Here is an 18,630-nt window from a genome sequence, read left to right as displayed (position 1 = left end):
AAAAGCTTTTACAGCAGCTTGATGGTATCCATCAGGCTGTTTTTTATAGCGTATTTAACTGGAATACTTCTACCTATCAAGGAAATGAGTGAAGAATACTAACTGCAATAGTCAGTGAACGGAGGTGCAGATAATGGAAGCAGAAAGAATGCCCAATTTTTTAATGAAGCGTGCTTTTCTAACTCCCGAGCGCACGGCGATTTATTTTCAGGACAAAGCCCTAACATTTAAAGAAATGTATCAACAATGTCTTGAAGTAGGGGGACAGCTACAAGCCTTAGGGGTACATAAAGACCAGTTTGTGGGGGTGCTACTGAAGAATCACCTCGATACAGTTGTCATTTTGTTTGCACTACAGCTACTAGGCGTAAAGGCGGTCATTTTGAATAACCGTTTAACAACGTCTGAATTAATCTGGCAATTGAATGATGCAAAGGTTAAATTGCTTATTCTAGAAGATTCTTTTACGGAAAAGGAATCGGAAATCAAACAACACTTGCAATCGTTGGATACGATTACAAAAACTCATTTATTTCAAATGAAACCAGTGCCAGTAGTTATCCAAGAGGAAATAGGCTTATCTGATATCTGTACAATTATGTATACCTCTGGGACAACAGGGAACCCCAAAGGTGTCATGCAAACATTCGGAAACCATTGGTGGAGTTCAGTAGGTTCGGCGTTAAATCTGGGAACCGTGGAAAGCGACTGTTGGCTTTGTGCTGTTCCCCTCTTCCATATTAGTGGTTTTTCCATTCTTATGCGCAGTCTTATTTATGGGATGCCCATCGTGCTTCTTGAAAACTTTGAGGTGGAAAGAGCCATAATGGAAATAACGGATAAAAAGGTTACGGTCATGTCAGTAGTCGGAACGATGCTGACGCAAATGGTTGATACACTACTGGAAAGAAGACTTCCAAACTACTTCCGGTGTATGCTTTTAGGGGGTGGTCCAGCACCATTACCATTATTACAAGCGTGTGTGGAAAAGGAAATTCCTGTTTTTCAAACATACGGGATGACGGAGTCCTCCTCGCAAATCGTTACACTCGTACCAGAAGATAGCCTAACAAAGCTTGGTTCTGCTGGGAAGCCGCTGTTTCCTGCTCAGCTTAAAATTGTCCTTGAAAAGGGTGAACAAGCTGCACCAGGGGTGGCGGGAGAAATCATCGTAAAAGGTCCAAATGTTACACCTGGATATTTATTTCGCCCAGATGCCACAAAGGAAAAGATCATCGATGGCTGGTTTTATACCGGAGACATTGGCTACCTCGATGAGGATGGATTTTTGTATATCATGGATAGGCGCTCCGACTTGATTATTTCTGGTGGAGAAAACGTATATCCTGCAGAAATAGAAGCAGTTTTGCTTGCACATCCTAGTGTTCTGGAAGCAGGTGTCACAAGCAGAGAGGATGCCAAATGGGGTCAGGTGCCAATCGCGTTTATTGTCATAAAACCAGGCCAAGAAAGCTCCAAGGAAGACCTCCAACAATTTTGTCTATCTAGACTTGCGAAATATAAAGTACCAAGATCCATTTATTTTATCGAGAAACTTCCAAGAAATGCGGCCAAAAAATTACTGCGGAGGAAACTGCGCGAGTGGGTGATCGAGGATGAAAATCAAAACGATTGAACTTTTTGTAATACAAATGGCATTAAAATCACCGTTTCTAACCCATTTAGGAAACGTGAAAGATCGTGAAGGGATAATTGTAAAAGTCACCAATGCAGATGGGGTTTCAGGTTTTGGCGAGGGTGTTGCCTTTTCAACGCCCTGGTATACAGAAGAAACGGTCACAACCTGTTTACATATGTTAACCGATATTTTGATACCCTTACTGCAAAAAAATCCGATCAAACATCCCGATGAGACATTCTCCCTCTTTAAATCCATTAGAAGGAACAATATGGCAAAGGCAGCCTTAGAAACGGCATTATGGGATTTATATGCTAAGGATCATGCTGCTTCCTTATCTACAATGCTTGAAGGAACACGATCGGTGATTGCTTCAGGCGTGGTCGTGGCTACGGATTCGACGGCAAAAGCAATCCAGCAAATTGAACAGTATATAGAGGATGGTTACCAGCGAATCAAGGTGAAAATTAATCCAAAGCAGGATGTTGATTTTCTTTCAGAAATTCGTAGATTTTTTCCGGACTTACCGATTATGGCAGATGCCAATTCCGCCTATTCGTTACATGATCTTGAGAGGCTAAAGGCACTAGATGAATTTAACTTGATGATGATTGAGCAGCCACTTGCACCCAATGATATCATTGAACATGCTGTATTGCAAAAGCAAATCAGCACCCCGATTTGTTTAGATGAGAGCATTGTCAGTTTTGAGGATGCTAAACTGGCTGTCGAGCTCGGCAGCTGTAAGGTCATCAATATTAAAGTGGGACGTGTGGGCGGCCTGAACGAGGCAAAAAGAATACATGATTATTGCTATGAAAAGGGTATTCCTGTCTGGTGTGGTGGCATGATTGAATTTGGAATTTCCCGTGCGCATAATATTGCACTTGCTTCCCTTCCTGGGTTTACGATTCCAGGAGATATATCAGCCTCCAGTCGTTTTTGGGACGAGGATATTATTTCACCAGAAGTGATCGTTAAGAACGGTGTCATTGATGTACCTGTTACACCAGGGATTGGTTTTTCCATTAATGAAAAAAGGCTTCAAGAGACGCAGTTATGCAAAAAAAGTTTTGCCTTTTCATAAAAACAAAACCCAAGCAAATATTTTTGCCTGGGTTTTGTTTTTTGGTTTATGAAAGGCCCTCGGGTTCAAATGTTTTACAATCGGTTTCTCGCTGCGATTCAGCTGTATCACCAGTGTGGCTGACAACGTAAATTTTATCGGCGCTGCATTTATTTCCATGCGCCCAATACGTACAGTTATTTACTTCACATAAAACGTCTTGTGCCATTCTGATCACTCCTCATCGTATGGGTAATACACTAATAGGGTTTGCAGTATTGTCTGTAGCATCCGTGAAAGTGGCAGGAAACAAAGACGAGAAATGGACACAAAACCAAAATTTTTCTTGGTTAATGATTTAATGCAGTCTTTACTATTTCTAAGTTCATTTTTATTAAAGTAATGATTAATTACAATATATTTATTGAAAAATCTCTAAAATGCTACAATGATATAATACAGAGTGATTTTGACTTACTTTAGTATCTGACAAAAAAATTGCTAAAATCAAGTATAATATTTGTTTCAAACAAGGCATATTATGTATGCTTATATAGAAGGGTGGGTTTAACATGAATGAATCATCATTACTAACCGATATTTTGGATTACAACCATAGCTTTGTTGAAAATCGGGAATACGAGAAATACGAAACAACCAAGTTCCCCAATAAAAGAATGGTCATTCTTACTTGCATGGATACTCGTTTGTTAGAACTATTGCCTAAGGCTCTGAACTTGGGAAATGGGGATGCAAAGATTATTAAAGACGCAGGAGCACTTGTTTCCCATCCATTTGGGAGTGTGATGAGAAGCATTTTAATTGCCCTCTATCAATTACAGGCACAAGAGGTCTTAGTTATTGCACACCATGACTGTGGGATGAGCGGACTAAAAGCTGAACCAGTCATTAAGACAATGCAACAAAGGGGAATATCCGAAGAAACGATCAACACGCTTACATATTCGGGAATTGATATTAAACAGTGGCTTCATGGATTCGATAATGTTAAAGAGAGTGTTGAACATAGTGTCAGCATTATTAAAAATCATCCGTTAATACCGAAGGACGTTCCTGTCCATGGCTTGGTTATCGACCCTAAAACGGGAAAACTTGATCTAATTGTAAATGGATATCAAGACTAATGCTGATGTTCCTTTTCAGGAACAGGATCCAGGCCACCTGGATGAAACGGATGACATTTCAAAATCCGTTTGAGGGTAAGCCACCCGCCTTTCAGTGCGCCAAACCGTTGAATGGCTTCTAAACCATAATTTGAGCAGGTAGGATAGAATCGACAGGTTGGCGGCTTAATAGGTGAAATAACAACTTGATAAAAACGAATAATGGAAATAAAGATTTTTTTCAACCTGGAGTCATCTCCTTTTATTAATAAGATACCATAAGATCGTCTAAATTGTTAAATATAACTAAGTAGATGAAAAAAGTAGGGATTTATTGTATGATTAGAGTGAGATTAGAAAAGGAGTGATTTTGATGCCTTCAGTTGAAAGCTTTGATTTAGATCATAATGCCGTTAAAGCCCCCTATGTGAGACATTGTGGTGTCCATAAGGTAGGGAGTGACGGAGTTGTTAATAAATATGATATCCGTTTTTGCCAGCCAAATAAACAGGCGATGAAGCCTGATGCCATTCATACACTTGAGCACTTGTTAGCTTTTAATATTCGCAAGCACTCCGAGAAGTACGATCATTTTGATATTATTGATATTTCTCCAATGGGTTGCCAAACTGGTTATTATCTCGTTGTAAGTGGAGAGCCAACCGTCGAGGAAATCATTGATCTCCTAGAGAACACAATGAAAGATGCAGTTGAGATTATTGATATTCCAGCTGCCAATGAACGTCAATGTGGTCAAGCGAAACTTCATGATTTAGAAGGTGCAAAACGTTTAATGCGTTTTTGGCTTGAACATAGTAAAGAAGAGCTTAAACAGGTTTTTGCTTAATATAATGAAAAATTCCTATTCAATCGAATAGGAATTTTTTTACTCATTATTTTGTTGTTGAGAGGACTCAGCTACGGGTGGTTCTTGGTCTGTATATGGGTCATTTTCCAATGGGTCAACGGTATGTTTATAATTATAGGCTTTGGAGGTGGTTCCAACAGCTAATACCAAAATAACGATAACAATAATAATACTAACCACTAGTACGGTATACAATTTTCTTCCCCCCTTTGCCTAACATTGTAACACGAATATAGCTGTCGGTATGAAAAAACACAAGAAAAACAGGGCATGCTTTCTTTATGTTAAATACGAGAAGTTACTTATCTTCCCTGTATGAGAAAAGGGAGCTTTTCAGCTCCCAGTTTTTCTTGTTGGTATGTAATTTCAATGAATGTTTCTTGGATAAAAACTATGTGCACGATGTTGTCCGTATTCTTCCTGAGCAAATTTACCCTTTAAGCTTTCGATGAGGTAGAGGCCCATTAAATCGTACAATTCTTGTTTATCCATTTCCTGAATTAAGGCAAGAAGATCTTCATGGGACATTTCTTCTAAAAAGGCAAATGTTAACATGTCAATGTCCTCTTCATCCCCAGTTAACTTGTTGCGATACATTTCATATAATTCATCTACTAATTTCATTTTGACACCCCCTTTTTAAATATATATATCCAGTAGTGTGAGAAGTCAAATTCCCATGAAGGTTTTCCTTCTATTTATTGAATTCCCCTAAAAAGAAAAATCATCCCTCCCATTCCGTCGTTTAATTTACTGAAAAATCTGTTTTCTTGATTGTATGATTATTATATCGCATTCCTTTCAAAAAAATGAATCGAATTTTGAAAAAGAATAAAAATTATCTATTTGCACATTACTAACAGTAAAAGGGGATGAAGTGATGAACGATCAGAAAAAAACCTACTATATTGACGTTGGAACCGGTCATATATCAAGTAATGCGACCAGCTCGACGTGGAGCTATAAAATTCATGCGGATGATGCTGAAATCACGCAGTTGCGTGATTTATTTAATCAAAACTATTCAACCGAATGGAAAAACTTTTTTAGAGCTCATGTACCATTTGTTCAGTACCATTATGACCGAGAAAATGATGCCTACGATAGTACCATACAGCAGGTGTATGGCATGCTTCATAAACTTGGTGACGAAGAAGCGAAAACCCATATCGAAAGCATGAATATATTACCTAATGAATCCTAATAAAGTTTTGAGAAGTCCTAAAGGTTTAGGATTTCTCTTTTTTTTTATATAATTATATCATTAATGAAAAATTGGGGCGGTTCTTAATGATACAATTTTTAGATTATAAAGGAAATAAGGTTGAACTAGCATTTACGCTTGAGGCCTTTGAAGAAGAAATTAAGCATGTATTAGTTATTTGCCAATATAATCATGACTGGTATTTAACCAAACATAAGCAAAGAGGTCTTGAATTTCCTGGAGGAAAAGTGGAAGTAGGGGAGACATTAGAACAGGCAGCACGTCGTGAGACATATGAGGAGACGGGTGCTATCCTTGGAGAACTTAGCTTTATTCTCGCCTACAAGGTTTCAGATCATGTCGGCTCATTTGTTAAGGCCGTATTTTTTGGCAAGGTTGAAAGGGTAGAGGAGACGAACAGTTACTTTGAAACAAAAGGACCTGTGGTCTTTAAAGGCAATCTATTGCAGGAGCGTTTTAAAGATGAATATAGTTTTATTATGAAGGATCAAGTGATCGAAGAATGTATGAAATACCTGAAGGACAATAAAAAAGAATAGCGGAGTCCATGAACTTCCCGCTATTCTTTTATTAGTTTCTTTTCTAAGAGCTCAACCAACTGATACATAATTGTTGCAATAACTGCGATCACTAACAATGATAAAAAAACAAGTGTAAAATTAAAAACCTGGAAACCATAAATAATCATATACCCAAGTCCCCTGGAGGACACCAGGAACTCCCCAACGATAACACCAACCCATGATAGACCAACATTAACCTTTAGGGTTGAAATGATCGTCGGAAAACTAGCAGGCAGAATTGCTTCTTTAAAGCATTGGAGGCGGGTTGCTCCAAACGTTTGGAGCACTTTTAAATAATTGGGATCAACCTCTTTAAAGGAGGTATAGACAACAATGGTTGTGATAATGACCGAAATGATTGCCCCCATAGCAATAATAGATGGATATCCAGGAGACAGAGCTACGATTAAAATCGGACCAAGTGCAACTTTAGGCATCGCATTTAAAACGACGAGATAGGGGTCAAGTATTTTTGAAATGAATGGGGATAACCAAAGAATCGTCGCTAATATGGTACCGAGCAAGGTTCCCAGTATGAAGCCAAAAACTGTTTCTGTTAAGGTAACGCCTAAATTAGTTAACAATGACCCATCATGGAGTTTATCTAAAAATAGCTGCCAAATTTTAGAAGGTGAGCTAAAGATTAACGGATCAATCCATTGCTTTTGACTAGCTAGTTCCCAGCTGGAGAAAAACACAATAAAAATAACCGCTTGATAAAAGCGAACCCAGCGCATTTCAATTTTTAAGGAATGAAGGTAGGTTTGATGGAGTTGTTTTAACTTATTCTTTTTCAGACTCAAGCGACTCCAACTCCTTCCATATCGTTTGAAAGATGCTTTGAAATAGTTCGTGATTTCTTGCTTCAAAAGGGGATGCCTTTCTTAATTCCTCGGGCATGGTAAAAGTTTTATAAATTCTTCCCGGACTTGGTGACAGTAAGAAGACGCGATCGCTCATGGCAATAGCTTCACCAATATCGTGGGTAACAAGTATGGCGGTTTTCCCAAAATCAGTTAATATCTTTGATACTAAATCCTCTAATTTTAGCTTTGTTTGATAATCAAGAGCAGAAAAGGGTTCGTCAAGCATCAACAGTTTTGGTTCAGTTGCCAATGTTCGTACGAGGGCAACGCGCTGTCTCATACCACCTGATAGCTGTCTTGGAAGTTGTTTTTCTACCTCTGATAAGCCAATCTGATTTAGAAGATTTAAGGTGGCAGCTTTTGTTTTAGGGGTGAGTTGCCTAGATAATTTGAGACCAATGAGGATATTCTCTTCGATTGTTTTCCATGGAAACAGATAATCTTGTTGGAGCATATAGCCAATTTGATTTTTCGCGGTGGTTACCGGTTTATTTTCTAAAAGAACCGTTCCTTCTGTTGGTTTAAGCAAACTAGAGATGATGGAAAGTAGTGTTGTCTTACCACAGCCACTTGGTCCGAGCAGGGAGACAAACTCTCCCTCTTCAACCGTAAGTGAAATATCGGAGAGGGCCGTGGTGGCAGAGGCTTTCGTGAAATAAGTATGATGTATATTTTGAACCTGTAAAAAGCTCATGTGAAAACGGCCTCCCTTTCCTTATTTTTTAATGACTTTTTCAGCAATTTCAGTGTTTACAAGTGTTTTATGGTCGACTTCCTTTGGAAGCTCTCCAGCTTCCTTCATGATATTTTGAAGATTGTTCCATTCTTCTTCGTCAAGAACAGGGTTTGTCGCAAATGAGCCTTGACCCTTATAGCGATCAACCACAGTGGTCATTATATCTAAATCGGTATCTGGAAAATAGGGTTCGACGGCCTTCGCAATTTCCTCGGCACTGTGCGAGTCGACCCATTGCTGTGCTTCATAAATGGCCTTTGTAAATTTCTCAATGGTTTCCTTATTATTCTTCATATATCCTTCTTTCGCCATAAAGGTGGTATAGGGAACGTGGCCAGATTCTTTACCGAAAGAAGCAACAATATGACCTTTTCCTTCTTTTTCAAAAATACTTGCAGTTGGCTCGAATAATTGAACGAACTCGCCTGTGCCTGAAGCAAAAGCATTTGCAACATTAGCAAAATCAATGTTTTGAATTAAGTTCAGGTCATTATGGGGATCAATGCCGTGCTGCTTTAAGACAAATTCACCGACCATTTGGGGCATGCCGCCTTTGCGTTGTCCTAGGAAGGTTTTTCCTTTTAATGATTCCCAAGTGAAATCATCCATTTTTTCTCTTGCGACTAAGAAAGTTCCGTCAGTTTGCGTTAGTTGGGCAAAGTTGATGACAGGATCATTTGCTCCTTGTGCATACACATAAATGGATGTTTCCGATCCAACAAGGGCAATATCGGCCCCACCTGAAATGAGTGCGGTCATCGTCTTATCCCCGCCAGGTGTAGTCGCTAGTGAAACGTCAAGACCTTCGTCTTTAAAAAATCCTTTTGCCAGAGCCACATATTGAGGAGCATAAAAAATGGAACGAGTCACTTCAGCAATTCGTACTTTTTCCAATTTTTTTGTTTCAGTTGTGGAATCCTTCGTACAGGCGACTAAAGAAAACATGAGAACAGAAATGAGGAGAAAGGATAAACTGAATTTTAAAGATTTTTTCATAATTAACCTCCTTATACTAAAAAAATCTGGGCTAATAGCCTACGATATCGTATGAAATGAAGAAAAATGTGTGAAGCCTGCTGCAATAAAAATTTTTTTCACCGAAAGGAAAGTCCGTCGATGCACATAGCTAATGGGAGTATTCTTGAAATGAATCGTTTTCCTTCGCCCAATCCAAACGTTGAACTAAAGGTGATTACGTACCTCTCCAATGGATTGAAAGTGAAAGGAATGTTGGCAGAGCCCCTGAATAAGGACACAATGGATGGCTTCCTTTATTTGCGCGGAGGGATAAAAAATGTTGGGAAGGTACGCCCTGCTAGGATTGCTCAGTTTGCTGCTGAGGGATTTATTGTGTTTGCCCCCTATTATCGTGGTAATCAAGGTGGAGAGGGGAATGAGGATTTTGCAGGCGAGGATCGTGAGGATGCATTTTCCGCTTTTAGGTTGTTAAAATCGCTGCCAAGAGTTCGTGATATTCATATATTTGGTTTTTCACGAGGTGGTGTGATGGCTTTGATGACAGGGCTTCGATTTCCGGAAGCGGCGTCTGTGGTTACTTGGGGCGGGGTAAGTGACATGACCTTAACGTATAAGGAGCGGAAAGATTTACGAAGAATGATGAAAAGAGTCATTGGTGGGACCCCTGAAAAATATCCCGATCGTTATCAATGGAGAACCCCACTCAATCAGCTAGGAGACTTGGCTGCCCCGGTTCTTATTATTCATGGTGTAACCGATCAAAATGTTTCTGTCGAGCATGCATATCAACTCGAAAACAAGCTGAAAAGCTTAGCAAAACCAGTTGAATGTTGGTATTTTCATGAGTTTACGCACTATTTCCCACCTGCAGTAAATCGAAATATTGTGGTTGAATTATCAAAGTGGATGAAAAAGCAGGGCAAATGATGGTAATATATAGTTAATACAAGCAGAGGAGCGAATTTTTATGGGTATGCCTCTTGAACTGAATACGATGATCGTAACAAAAGGAAACGAGAAGAGGATTGAGGAAAATCTTTTTGTTTTAGAAAAGGAAGGCTACAGACTTTATCCGATTGAAATCCCGATCGAGGTAAGGAAAACAATTGAAAGTGATACAAGTGGCACGGCTTTAATTAAGAAAGTGGAGTGGCAACATAACAGGACAACGTTAACTTACCAATTAGTTTCACTAAATTCAACGAACTGAGCAGCCAATGACTCTTGCGTTTTTCTTGATCGTTATACAAGAAAGCCCATATCCGATCGATATGGGCTGTTGATATTTATGAGATGGGACCGCCTTTTTCAACAATTTCTGTTGGGATGTCAGTGAATTTTTTGAAGTTTTCCCGGAATTTCTTTGCTAATTCCTTTGCCTTTTCTTCATATGCTTGATGATCAGACCATGTTTTCTTTGGTTGAAGTACATCATCTGGCACCCCTGCAATATGAAGCGGAATGTGTAAACCAAAGATTTCGTCTTTGACTGTCTCAACATGGTTTAATTCACCTTCCAGGGCTGCTTGAACCATCGCTCTTGTAAATGATAACTTCATTCGGCTGCCGACTCCGTATTCTCCACCGGTCCAACCTGTATTGACTAAAAAGACATTGGCATTATGCTCAAGTATCTTGTCACCTAGCATTTCCGCGTAACGTGCTGCGGGTAACGGGAGAAAAGGCGCACCAAAGCAGGTGGAGAAGGTTGCTTGTGGTGAAGTAATCCCGCGTTCAGTACCGGCAAGCTTCGAGGTATAACCGCTTAGGAAGTGATACATCGCTTGTTCCTTCGTCAATTTAGCAATGGGAGGTAAAACCCCGAAGGCATCCGCTGTTAAAAAGACAATCGTATTCGGGTGTCCCGCAATACTTGGCTGAATAATATTATCAATCGCTTCGATTGGATAGGCCGCCCTCGTATTCTCGGTCAGAGATCCATCATCATAATCAGGGATTCTCGATTCTGAATTAACGACTACATTTTCTAGGACTGTACCAAAACGAATCGCATCAAAGATTTGCGGTTCTTTTTCACGTGAAAGATTGATACATTTGGCATAGCAGCCACCCTCAATATTAAAGACACCATTGGAGGACCAGCCGTGCTCGTCATCACCAATAAGCCGGCGATTAGCATCGGCGGAAAGGGTAGTTTTGCCTGTCCCAGATAATCCAAAGAATAGGGCCACATCGCCTTCCTGACCTACATTTGCGGAACAATGCATCGAAAAAATATGGTTTTCAGGTAACAAATAATTCATAACTGAAAAAATGGATTTCTTCATTTCGCCTGCATATTCAGTTCCGCCAATTAATACGATTCTCCGTTCAAAAGAAATAATAATGAAGGTTTCGGAGTTTGTACCGTCCACTGTCGGATCTGCCTTAAAGTTGGGGGCGGATATAACTGTAAAACCAGCATCATGTGTAAGTAATTCCTCTTCTGTAGGGCGAATAAAAAGCTGTTGGGCAAAGAGATTATGCCAGGCATATTCATTTACTACCTGTATCGGCAAGCGGGATTTTTGATCTGCTCCAGCAAACCCTTTAAACACAAAAATTTCTTCTTGTTGTGTTAAATATTCTAGAACCTTTTGATATAAATTGGTGAAAACTTCCTCAGAAATAGATTGATTGGTCGAGCCCCATTCAATTTTGTCCTTTGTAGACTCTTCCATCACAATATATTTATCCTGTGGGGAGCGTCCGGTATACTTGCCAGTGGAGACACTGACAGCACCTGTTGCCGTTAAAATACCTTCTTTCCGGCTTAATACTCGTTCGACTAATTGCGGTACGGATAATTGTACCAATGCATGATTTTCTTGTAACAGCTTTTTTAAATCATTAGGGATATGAACAGAATTCATTGACTGAAACCTACCTTTATCCATGTTTTTAAGAGTGATTATATTAAAAAGTATAACACATTAATTAAAATATTCTATACTATTAAATGAAAATTCATTATATTTGGTTCTTTGGAATTAGGCGATTGAAAGAGTCATCAATGACTCAATTTACAAATTAAGAAAACTTTTTAAAAAGACATTGACATTAATTAATCGGCTAGGTTATGATTTACCCTTGAACGGATACTCTCTTATCCCGAGCTGGTGGAGGGACAGGCCCAATGAAACCCAGCAACCTGCAAACGAAAATTGAATTGATGGATGGAGGACCATTTATCAAGGATTTTTTCGGGCAAAGGTGCTAAACCTGAAGCAAGGCTTGACCTTGAACGATAAGAGTGAAAGGCACGCAAAACTTTTGCTATCAACCTTTCCTCTAAATGGAAGGGTTTTTTATTTGTTCAGCAAAGATGTTTTCGTGCTACATAATCGCTACTTTTTATTCCATCGTAAGAATTTTTATGGGGTTTGTTTTTAATATGTCAAGGTGAGGTTCCAGGAATAGGGACATTCACTTTCTATTAATAATAATCTCGTGTTTATTTCATACTACTAAGGGAATGAGTTCCGTATCAACCGAGGTTAAACGGCAAGGTCATTACCAACCCCATACAGATAACCTCACTTTATTTCAAAAATATAGGAGGAATTCAGATGTCAAGAAACGCCCGTTTGTTTACTTCTGAATCAGTTACTGAAGGTCATCCTGACAAGATTTGTGACCAAATTTCTGATTCTATTTTAGACGCTATTTTAGCAAAAGATGCTAATGCCCGTGTTGCTGCTGAAACATCAGTAACAACAGGTTTAGTTCTAGTTGCTGGAGAAATCACAACTTCTACTTATGTAGATATTCCCAAAATTGTTCGTGAAACGATTAAGGGAATTGGTTATAATCGTGCTAAATATGGCTTTGACTCCGAAACTTGTGCTGTATTAACCTCCATTGATGAACAGTCCCCGGACATCGCAATGGGCGTTGATCAAGCTCTTGAAGCGCGTGAAGGTCAAATGTCTGACGAACAAATCGAAGCGATTGGTGCTGGAGACCAAGGCCTAATGTTTGGTTTTGCTTGTAATGAAACAAAAGAGCTTATGCCTCTTCCAATTTCACTTGCCCACAAGCTTGCTCGTCGTTTAACAGAAGTTCGGAAAGAGGAGCTTCTTCCATACCTTCGTCCAGATGGTAAAACACAAGTAACAGTTGAATATGATGAAAATGATAAACCTGTTCGCATTGACACAATTGTTATTTCAACACAACATCATCCAGAAATTACCTTAGAACAAATTCAGCGTAATTTGAAAGAATACGTCATCAACCCAGTTGTACCACAGGAATTGATTGATGAGAACACAAAATATTTCATTAATCCTACTGGTCGTTTCGTAATCGGTGGCCCACAAGGGGATGCTGGTTTAACTGGTCGCAAAATCATTGTTGATACGTACGGTGGTTATGCACGCCACGGTGGCGGTGCCTTCTCTGGTAAGGATCCAACAAAAGTTGACCGTTCTGCAGCCTATGCGGCTCGTTATGTAGCTAAAAATATCGTTGCAGCAGGCCTTGCAGAAAAAGTGGAAGTACAACTTGCCTACGCAATTGGGGTGGCTAGACCCGTATCAATCGCTGTTGATACGTTTGGCACAGGAAAAGTGAGTGAAGATGTCTTAGTTGACCTTGTGAGCGAAAACTTTGACCTTCGCCCAGCGGGGATCATTAATATGTTGAATCTTCGTCGCCCAATCTACAAGCAAACAGCTGCATATGGCCATTTTGGACGTACAGATGTTGACCTTCCTTGGGAGCGTACAGATAAAGCAGATACATTACGTCAACAAGCAAATGTATAAGCAGAATTGCAAAAGCGCCTAGGCGTTGGAGTAGAAAAATTAAAAAAGGGAGTTGCATGTTAAATGTAACTCTCTTTTCTATTTTTCGTCTGTTATATTAACGGACCTGGGACTATAGAAGTGAAAACTAAAGATACCCTAAATTTCCTATTGTTCACAGTGCCATTTTTGTATGAATAGTGGTAGTATTATAAGGTATGTTTTTTAGTAAAATCCTTATAAGGATATTTAAAATGGAGTAGGTGAGGTACATAATGTGTGGTTTTATCGGTTGTGTACACAACAAAACACAAAACTATAGTGATGACCAAAGACAACAATTTAAAAATATGAACGATATTATAACTCATCGTGGACCTGATGATGATGGATTTTATTATGACGACCATATTCAGTTTGGGTTCCGTCGTTTGAGTATTATTGATATTGAAAGCGGCCACCAACCGCTTACGTATGAAAATGAGCGTTATTGGATTATCTTCAATGGTGAAATTTATAACTATGTCGAGCTTCGTGAAGAACTGCTCAAAGAAGGACTTACGTTTGCGACAAGTTCTGATACAGAGGTTATTATTGCCCTGTTCAGCCATTTGAAGGAAAAGGCGGTCGAAAAACTGCGCGGAATGTTTGCCTTCGTTATCTGGGATAAGCAGGAACAAACCCTTTATGGGGCACGTGACCCATTTGGCATTAAACCATTCTTTTATTTAGAAGATGGAGAAAAGACATTCTTTGCTTCGGAGAAAAAGAGTATTCTTCTTACTCTTGAAAATGATGTGCTTAACTACGATGCCCTGCAGCACTATTTAACCTATCAATTTGTTCCAGAACCTAATACCTTATCAGAGGGTATAAAAAAGTTAGAGCCAGGCCATTATTTTACCAAAAAAATCGGCGCAAAAATGGAAATCAAGAAGTATTGGAAAGCGCACTTTCAACCAGTTCATAAATCAGAAGCTGACTTTACAAAAGAGATAAGAGATGTCTTATTCGATTCAGTGGAAAAGCATATGCGCAGTGATGTTCCAGTTGGTTCTTTCCTTTCCGGTGGCATTGATTCCTCGATCATTGCTTCCATTGCTAAGCAGTTTCATCCGGCAATTAAGACTTTTTCTGTTGGCTTTGAGCATAATGGGTTCAGTGAGATTGATGTAGCAAAGGAAACAGCTGAAAAACTCGGTGTTGAAAATATTAGCTATGTAATTACACCGGAAGAATATATGAATGAAATTCCGAAAATTATCTGGCATATGGACGATCCATTGGCAGACCCTGCCTGTGTTCCGCTTTATTTTGTTGCACGGGAAGCACGTAAACACGTTACGGTTGTCCTATCAGGTGAGGGTGCAGATGAATTATTTGGTGGATATAATATTTATCGTGAGCCGCAATCATTAGAAGTGTTTAATAAAATCCCGAGAATAGGAAAAGTTCTCTTAAAAGGGATTGCCGCTATGATGCCTGAAGGGATGAAAGGCAAGAGTTTTATTGAGCGTGGTGTGACACCAATGGAGGAACGGTACATTGGTAACGCCAAAATGTTTACGGAAGAAGAAAAGCGCGAGTTATTAAGTGTGTATCGTGAAGGATTGGATTATACAGACATTACGAAGCCGCTTTATCAAGAATCGCGTGGGTATGATCCAGTCGATCGGATGCAGTATATTGATATCCATACTTGGATGCGCGGGGATATCTTACTAAAGGCTGATAAAATGACGATGGCACATTCTTTAGAGCTTAGGGTACCATTCCTTGATAAAGCTGTGTTTGAGGTAGCATCAAAGATTCCTACGAGTCTAAAAACGGCTAATGGTACGACGAAATACATCTTACGCAAAGCAGCGGAAGGAGTCGTTCCAGAGCATGTGCTCAACCGTAAGAAGCTAGGGTTCCCAGTCCCAATTCGTCATTGGTTAAAGAATGAAATGAATGATTGGGCGAAAAAAATTATTCGTGAAAGTAACACGGATCATTTAATCGATAAATTATATGTTTTGAGCTTGCTTGAAGATCATTGTCAAGGGAAAGCTGATAATAGTAGAAAAATATGGACGGTTCTTATGTTTATGGTTTGGCATCAAGTCTATGTGGAAGATGTATATTCCTTTCAGCATGATTTTGCCCACCAAAAAAAATTACAGACATTGAAGCATTAATAAAAAGGGCACCCATTTTTGCCATGGGTGCTTTTTCTATCAATTATTATGATTGTAAGGACTTATAATACTGGGCCTTCTCCGCATATTCTGTATAAATACGTTCCATATCTTTTTTGTCTTCTGGGGTTAATTCTCTAATAACTTTGGCTGGTCTGCCAAATGCTAACGTATTAGGGGGGATTTTTTTCCCTTGTGGGACTAGACTGCCAGCACCAATAAAGGCACCTTCTCCAATTTCGGCATTATCAAGAATTATCGATCCCATGCCAACTAGGGCTCTTTTTCTGATGATACAACTGTGTAGGATTACTTGATGGCCGATCGTCACTTCATCTTCTAAAATTAGCGGGTTATTAGGACTTTGATGTAAGATAGAGTTGTCTTGTATATTAACTTTATTGCCAATCTTTGTTGGCGCAACATCACCTCTGATGACTGAATTAAACCAGACACTTGATTGTTCACCAATTTCAACGTCACCTGTTATCGTTACATAATCGGCAATAAACGCGGTTTCCGCGATTAACGGATATTTATCATTATAAGGGTAGATCATCTGTCTCGCTCCTTTTGGAATAATAACTCTATTTTACCGAAAGTTTGAATGATATTTCAAAAAATTCATCTTTTTCTTTACATAAGGTGCTTTAATAGTTTTTTTGTAAATAAAATAGTTCAACAATGGCAATTAACTTTTTTAGGGGGAAGAAATTATATGTGGAAGTGGGAAGCAGAAGGGGAAGCAAAAGCGGTGATCGTGATTGTGCATGGAGCAATGGAACACCATGGCAGATACGGTTGGTTAATCGAAATGTGGCGTTTATCCGGCTTTCATGTCATAATGGCTGACCTTCCCGGGCAAGGCATGACAACTAGAGCCCGTCGTGGTCATATAGATTCCTTCGATGAATATATTATTGAGGTGAAGGATTGGGTCCAAGCAGCCTATCGTTATGAGTTGCCCGTATTTTTATTAGGCCATAGTATGGGTGGGTTGATCGCCATTCGTTTATTACAAGAAGAAAGATTAAATATCGCTGGGGTTATTCTTTCTTCGCCATGTTTGGGACTGGTCCATACGCCATCAAAATTTTTAGATGCCATCTCACATCTCCTAAATGTGATTTATCCTTCTTTAAGGTTGAATTCAGGTTTATCCGTTCAAATGGCGACACGGAACGAAGATGTAAGGGAAGCAGATTCCAATGATACCCTTTATGTGACAAAAATCTCAGTTAGGTGGTATCGTGAACTTACAGCGGCGATTAAAGAAGCATTTGAACATCTGGAAGAAATCCAAGATGTCCCTATGCTTGTCATGCAGGGTGGCGATGACAAGATCGTCAGTAAAGTGACCGTTAAGGAATGGTTCAATCATGTTCCATTATCGGAGAAACGCTTTAAAGAATGGCCTAAGTGTTATCATGAAATCTTTAACGAGCCTGAGCGTGAAGAGGTTTTTGAATACGCCAAAGATTTTGTCCATAGTCAATTAAAAGCAATTGGGTATATTGTTTAGAAAGGTTGTTGTTTCCATGAAGCCATTCACGTTAATGTCTAGGGTCTATCGGACGATACTACCGGCTGTCCATCAAGAATTGGCTTACTGGAGAAGCCGGGCAGAAAAAATTCCGAATCTAGAGTTACGCAATCAAGCTCTTGCCAGTATCGAGAATAAAACCTTTCATTGTGAAGGGGGAGCGATTCTTGCCTTAACGGCAAAAGAGGATGTCAAAAAGGCTGTGAAATTTATTGTCGCCTATCAAACCATCAGTGATTATTTAGATAATCTTTGTGATCGCAGCACCTCGCTTGATCCCGATGATTTTGCGTCCTTGCATGAATCTATGTCAGATGCCCTTACGTTACAGGCAGAAGGGAAAAATTATTACCGGCTCCGTACAGATCAAGATGACGGTGATTATTTAAATGAGTTATCTGAGACCTGTCGTGCTGTCCTAAGAGAAATAGGTCATTATGATATCATCAAGGATTATCTCCACGAACTTTGCCAATATTATTGCGATTTGCAGATAAATAAGCATGTTGTCAAGGAGGAGCGGGTGCCACGTCTAGAAAAGTGGTTTCACCATTATCAAGATCATTTGCCTGATATGGAATGGTATGAGTTCTCAGCCTGCTCAGGTTCTACATTGGGTATCTTTTGCTTGGTTTCTTATGCGATGCGTGAGGATTTTAAGACAAGTGATGCTGTTAACATTCGAAAAGGGTACTTTCCCTATATTCAGGGGCTACATATTTTGTTAGATTATTTTATTGATCAAGAAGAAGACATTGCGGGTGGGGATTTGAATTTCTGTGCCTATTATAAAAGTGAAGAAAAACTTTTTAATCGCCTTCAGCATTTTGTAAAAGAAGCGGACCGTCACACAGAATACCTTCCACATAAACGATTCCATCAGTTGATTAACCGCGGCTTGTTGGGAATTTATTTATCAGATGCCAAAGTTCGAAAGCAGAAAAATGTTCGTAAACTGGCGAAAGGGATTATCAAATCTGGTGGTTGGATCAGTTATTTCTTTTATTTTAATGGACTAGCCTATCGCTCCCTGCAAAAAAGCATACCTGCCTTTGTAACACGAATAATGGCGAAATAAAAACCAGGCCCTTGTT

The 18,630-nt window shown here is 39.4% G+C and carries 21 protein-coding genes and 1 riboswitch; of the genes, 12 read left to right on the top strand and 9 right to left on the bottom strand.

Annotated elements, in window-relative coordinates; translation table 11 throughout:
* Positions 1-133: 133 nt before the first annotated feature.
* Together TY15_RS07090 and menC are read left to right on the top strand one after the other, a co-directional pair.
* The gene (locus tag TY15_RS07090) at positions 134-1,636 is read left to right on the top strand and encodes an o-succinylbenzoate--CoA ligase (RefSeq protein ID WP_040207535.1); all 1,503 of its coding nucleotides are present in this window, start codon (positions 134-136) and stop codon (positions 1,634-1,636) included.
* Complete coding sequence (gene menC, locus TY15_RS07085; protein WP_040207536.1) at positions 1,617-2,726, top strand: o-succinylbenzoate synthase; 1,110 nt, start codon at positions 1,617-1,619, stop codon at positions 2,724-2,726. Before TY15_RS07090 ends, menC begins: the two co-directional genes overlap by 20 nt.
* A gap of 46 nt (positions 2,727-2,772) precedes the next feature.
* On the opposite strand, the gene TY15_RS23505 is transcribed toward menC, so the two are convergent.
* Positions 2,773-2,934, bottom strand: coding sequence for a DUF1540 domain-containing protein (locus TY15_RS23505; RefSeq protein WP_074432783.1), 162 nt, complete (start codon positions 2,932-2,934; stop codon positions 2,773-2,775).
* A gap of 343 nt (positions 2,935-3,277) precedes the next feature.
* Between TY15_RS23505 and TY15_RS07080 the strand changes: the two genes are divergently transcribed.
* Positions 3,278-3,850: a beta-class carbonic anhydrase gene (locus TY15_RS07080; protein WP_040207537.1), complete on the top strand. Its 573-nt coding sequence runs from the start codon at positions 3,278-3,280 to the stop codon at positions 3,848-3,850.
* Here TY15_RS07080 and yidD read toward each other — a convergent pair.
* A complete protein-coding gene (yidD, locus tag TY15_RS07075) occupies positions 3,847-4,074 on the bottom strand; it encodes a membrane protein insertion efficiency factor YidD (RefSeq protein WP_040207538.1) in 228 nt (75 codons plus the stop codon). The two genes, TY15_RS07080 and yidD, sit on opposite strands and share 4 nt — an antisense overlap.
* A 128-nt stretch (positions 4,075-4,202) precedes the next feature.
* Here yidD and TY15_RS07070 point away from each other — a divergent pair, with 128 nt between their 5' ends.
* Positions 4,203-4,676, top strand: coding sequence for an S-ribosylhomocysteine lyase (locus TY15_RS07070; protein WP_040207539.1), 474 nt, complete (start codon positions 4,203-4,205; stop codon positions 4,674-4,676).
* A gap of 39 nt (positions 4,677-4,715) precedes the next feature.
* On the opposite strand, the gene ytzI is transcribed toward TY15_RS07070, so the two are convergent.
* Together ytzI and TY15_RS07065 are read right to left on the bottom strand one after the other, a co-directional pair.
* On the bottom strand, positions 4,716-4,892 hold the full coding sequence (gene ytzI / locus TY15_RS23500) for a YtzI protein (RefSeq protein ID WP_074432782.1): 177 nt from the start codon (positions 4,890-4,892) through the stop codon (positions 4,716-4,718).
* Between the two features lie 171 nt (positions 4,893-5,063).
* Entirely contained in the window at positions 5,064-5,321 is a 258-nt protein-coding gene (locus TY15_RS07065) for a DUF6154 family protein (RefSeq protein WP_040207541.1), read from the bottom strand.
* Between the two features lie 256 nt (positions 5,322-5,577).
* On the opposite strand from TY15_RS07065, the gene TY15_RS07060 reads away from it, so the two are divergent.
* Positions 5,578-5,901 (top strand): hypothetical protein, encoded by a 324-nt coding sequence (locus TY15_RS07060; RefSeq protein WP_040207542.1) that lies wholly within the window; start codon positions 5,578-5,580, stop codon positions 5,899-5,901.
* An 86-nt stretch (positions 5,902-5,987) separates the two neighbouring features.
* A complete protein-coding gene (ytkD, locus tag TY15_RS07055; protein WP_040207543.1) occupies positions 5,988-6,461 on the top strand; it encodes an RNA deprotection pyrophosphohydrolase in 474 nt (157 codons plus the stop codon).
* 20 nt (positions 6,462-6,481) lie between these two features.
* Here the strand turns inward: ytkD and TY15_RS07050 are convergent, their stop codons facing one another.
* From TY15_RS07050 to TY15_RS07040, 3 genes are read right to left on the bottom strand one after another with little or no spacing between them, the layout of a single operon-like run.
* Positions 6,482-7,288: an ABC transporter permease gene (locus TY15_RS07050; RefSeq protein WP_040207544.1), complete on the bottom strand. Its 807-nt coding sequence runs from the start codon at positions 7,286-7,288 to the stop codon at positions 6,482-6,484.
* Positions 7,269-8,045, bottom strand: coding sequence for an ABC transporter ATP-binding protein (locus TY15_RS07045; RefSeq protein WP_040207545.1), 777 nt, complete (start codon positions 8,043-8,045; stop codon positions 7,269-7,271). Before TY15_RS07045 ends, TY15_RS07050 begins: the two co-directional genes overlap by 20 nt.
* 21 nt (positions 8,046-8,066) lie before the next feature.
* Entirely contained in the window at positions 8,067-9,083 is a 1,017-nt protein-coding gene (locus tag TY15_RS07040) for an ABC transporter substrate-binding protein (protein ID WP_040207547.1), read from the bottom strand.
* A 120-nt stretch (positions 9,084-9,203) separates the two neighbouring features.
* On the opposite strand from TY15_RS07040, the gene TY15_RS07035 reads away from it, so the two are divergent.
* Both TY15_RS07035 and TY15_RS07030 read left to right on the top strand, forming a co-directional pair.
* Positions 9,204-9,992 carry an alpha/beta hydrolase family protein gene (locus tag TY15_RS07035; RefSeq protein WP_040207548.1) on the top strand — a complete coding sequence of 263 codons (789 nt, stop codon included), beginning with the start codon at positions 9,204-9,206 and terminating at the stop codon, positions 9,990-9,992.
* Between the two features lie 40 nt (positions 9,993-10,032).
* On the top strand, positions 10,033-10,275 hold the full coding sequence (locus TY15_RS07030) for a DUF2584 domain-containing protein (RefSeq protein WP_040207549.1): 243 nt from the start codon (positions 10,033-10,035) through the stop codon (positions 10,273-10,275).
* Positions 10,276-10,351: 76 nt separating this feature from the next.
* Here TY15_RS07030 and pckA read toward each other — a convergent pair whose 3' ends face one another.
* Entirely contained in the window at positions 10,352-11,938 is a 1,587-nt protein-coding gene (pckA, locus tag TY15_RS07025; RefSeq protein WP_040207550.1) for a phosphoenolpyruvate carboxykinase (ATP), read from the bottom strand.
* Between the two features lie 230 nt (positions 11,939-12,168).
* A riboswitch (SAM riboswitch) is annotated at positions 12,169-12,319 on the top strand.
* A 315-nt stretch (positions 12,320-12,634) separates the two neighbouring features.
* Here pckA and metK point away from each other — a divergent pair.
* Both metK and asnB read left to right on the top strand, forming a co-directional pair.
* Entirely contained in the window at positions 12,635-13,834 is a 1,200-nt protein-coding gene (gene metK / locus TY15_RS07020) for a methionine adenosyltransferase (RefSeq protein ID WP_040207551.1), read from the top strand.
* A 254-nt stretch (positions 13,835-14,088) separates the two neighbouring features.
* On the top strand, positions 14,089-15,993 hold the full coding sequence (gene asnB / locus TY15_RS07015) for an asparagine synthase (glutamine-hydrolyzing) (protein ID WP_040207552.1): 1,905 nt from the start codon (positions 14,089-14,091) through the stop codon (positions 15,991-15,993).
* Positions 15,994-16,039: 46 nt separating this feature from the next.
* Here asnB and TY15_RS07010 read toward each other — a convergent pair whose 3' ends face one another.
* Positions 16,040-16,552: a gamma carbonic anhydrase gene (locus TY15_RS07010; protein ID WP_040207554.1), complete on the bottom strand. Its 513-nt coding sequence runs from the start codon at positions 16,550-16,552 to the stop codon at positions 16,040-16,042.
* Positions 16,553-16,711: 159 nt separating this feature from the next.
* Here TY15_RS07010 and TY15_RS07005 point away from each other — a divergent pair, with 159 nt between their 5' ends.
* Complete coding sequence (locus tag TY15_RS07005; RefSeq protein ID WP_040207556.1) at positions 16,712-17,515, top strand: alpha/beta hydrolase; 804 nt, start codon at positions 16,712-16,714, stop codon at positions 17,513-17,515.
* A 16-nt stretch (positions 17,516-17,531) separates the two neighbouring features.
* The gene (locus TY15_RS07000) at positions 17,532-18,614 is read left to right on the top strand and encodes a tetraprenyl-beta-curcumene synthase family protein (protein WP_040207557.1); all 1,083 of its coding nucleotides are present in this window, start codon (positions 17,532-17,534) and stop codon (positions 18,612-18,614) included.
* The last annotated feature ends 16 nt before the right edge of the window (positions 18,615-18,630 follow it).

Origin of the sequence: Neobacillus jeddahensis (genome assembly GCF_000612625.1) — a bacterium.
GTDB classification, from domain to species: domain Bacteria; phylum Bacillota; class Bacilli; order Bacillales; family Cytobacillaceae; genus Neobacillus; species Neobacillus jeddahensis.
This window is presented reverse-complemented; position numbering and strand designations above follow the sequence as displayed.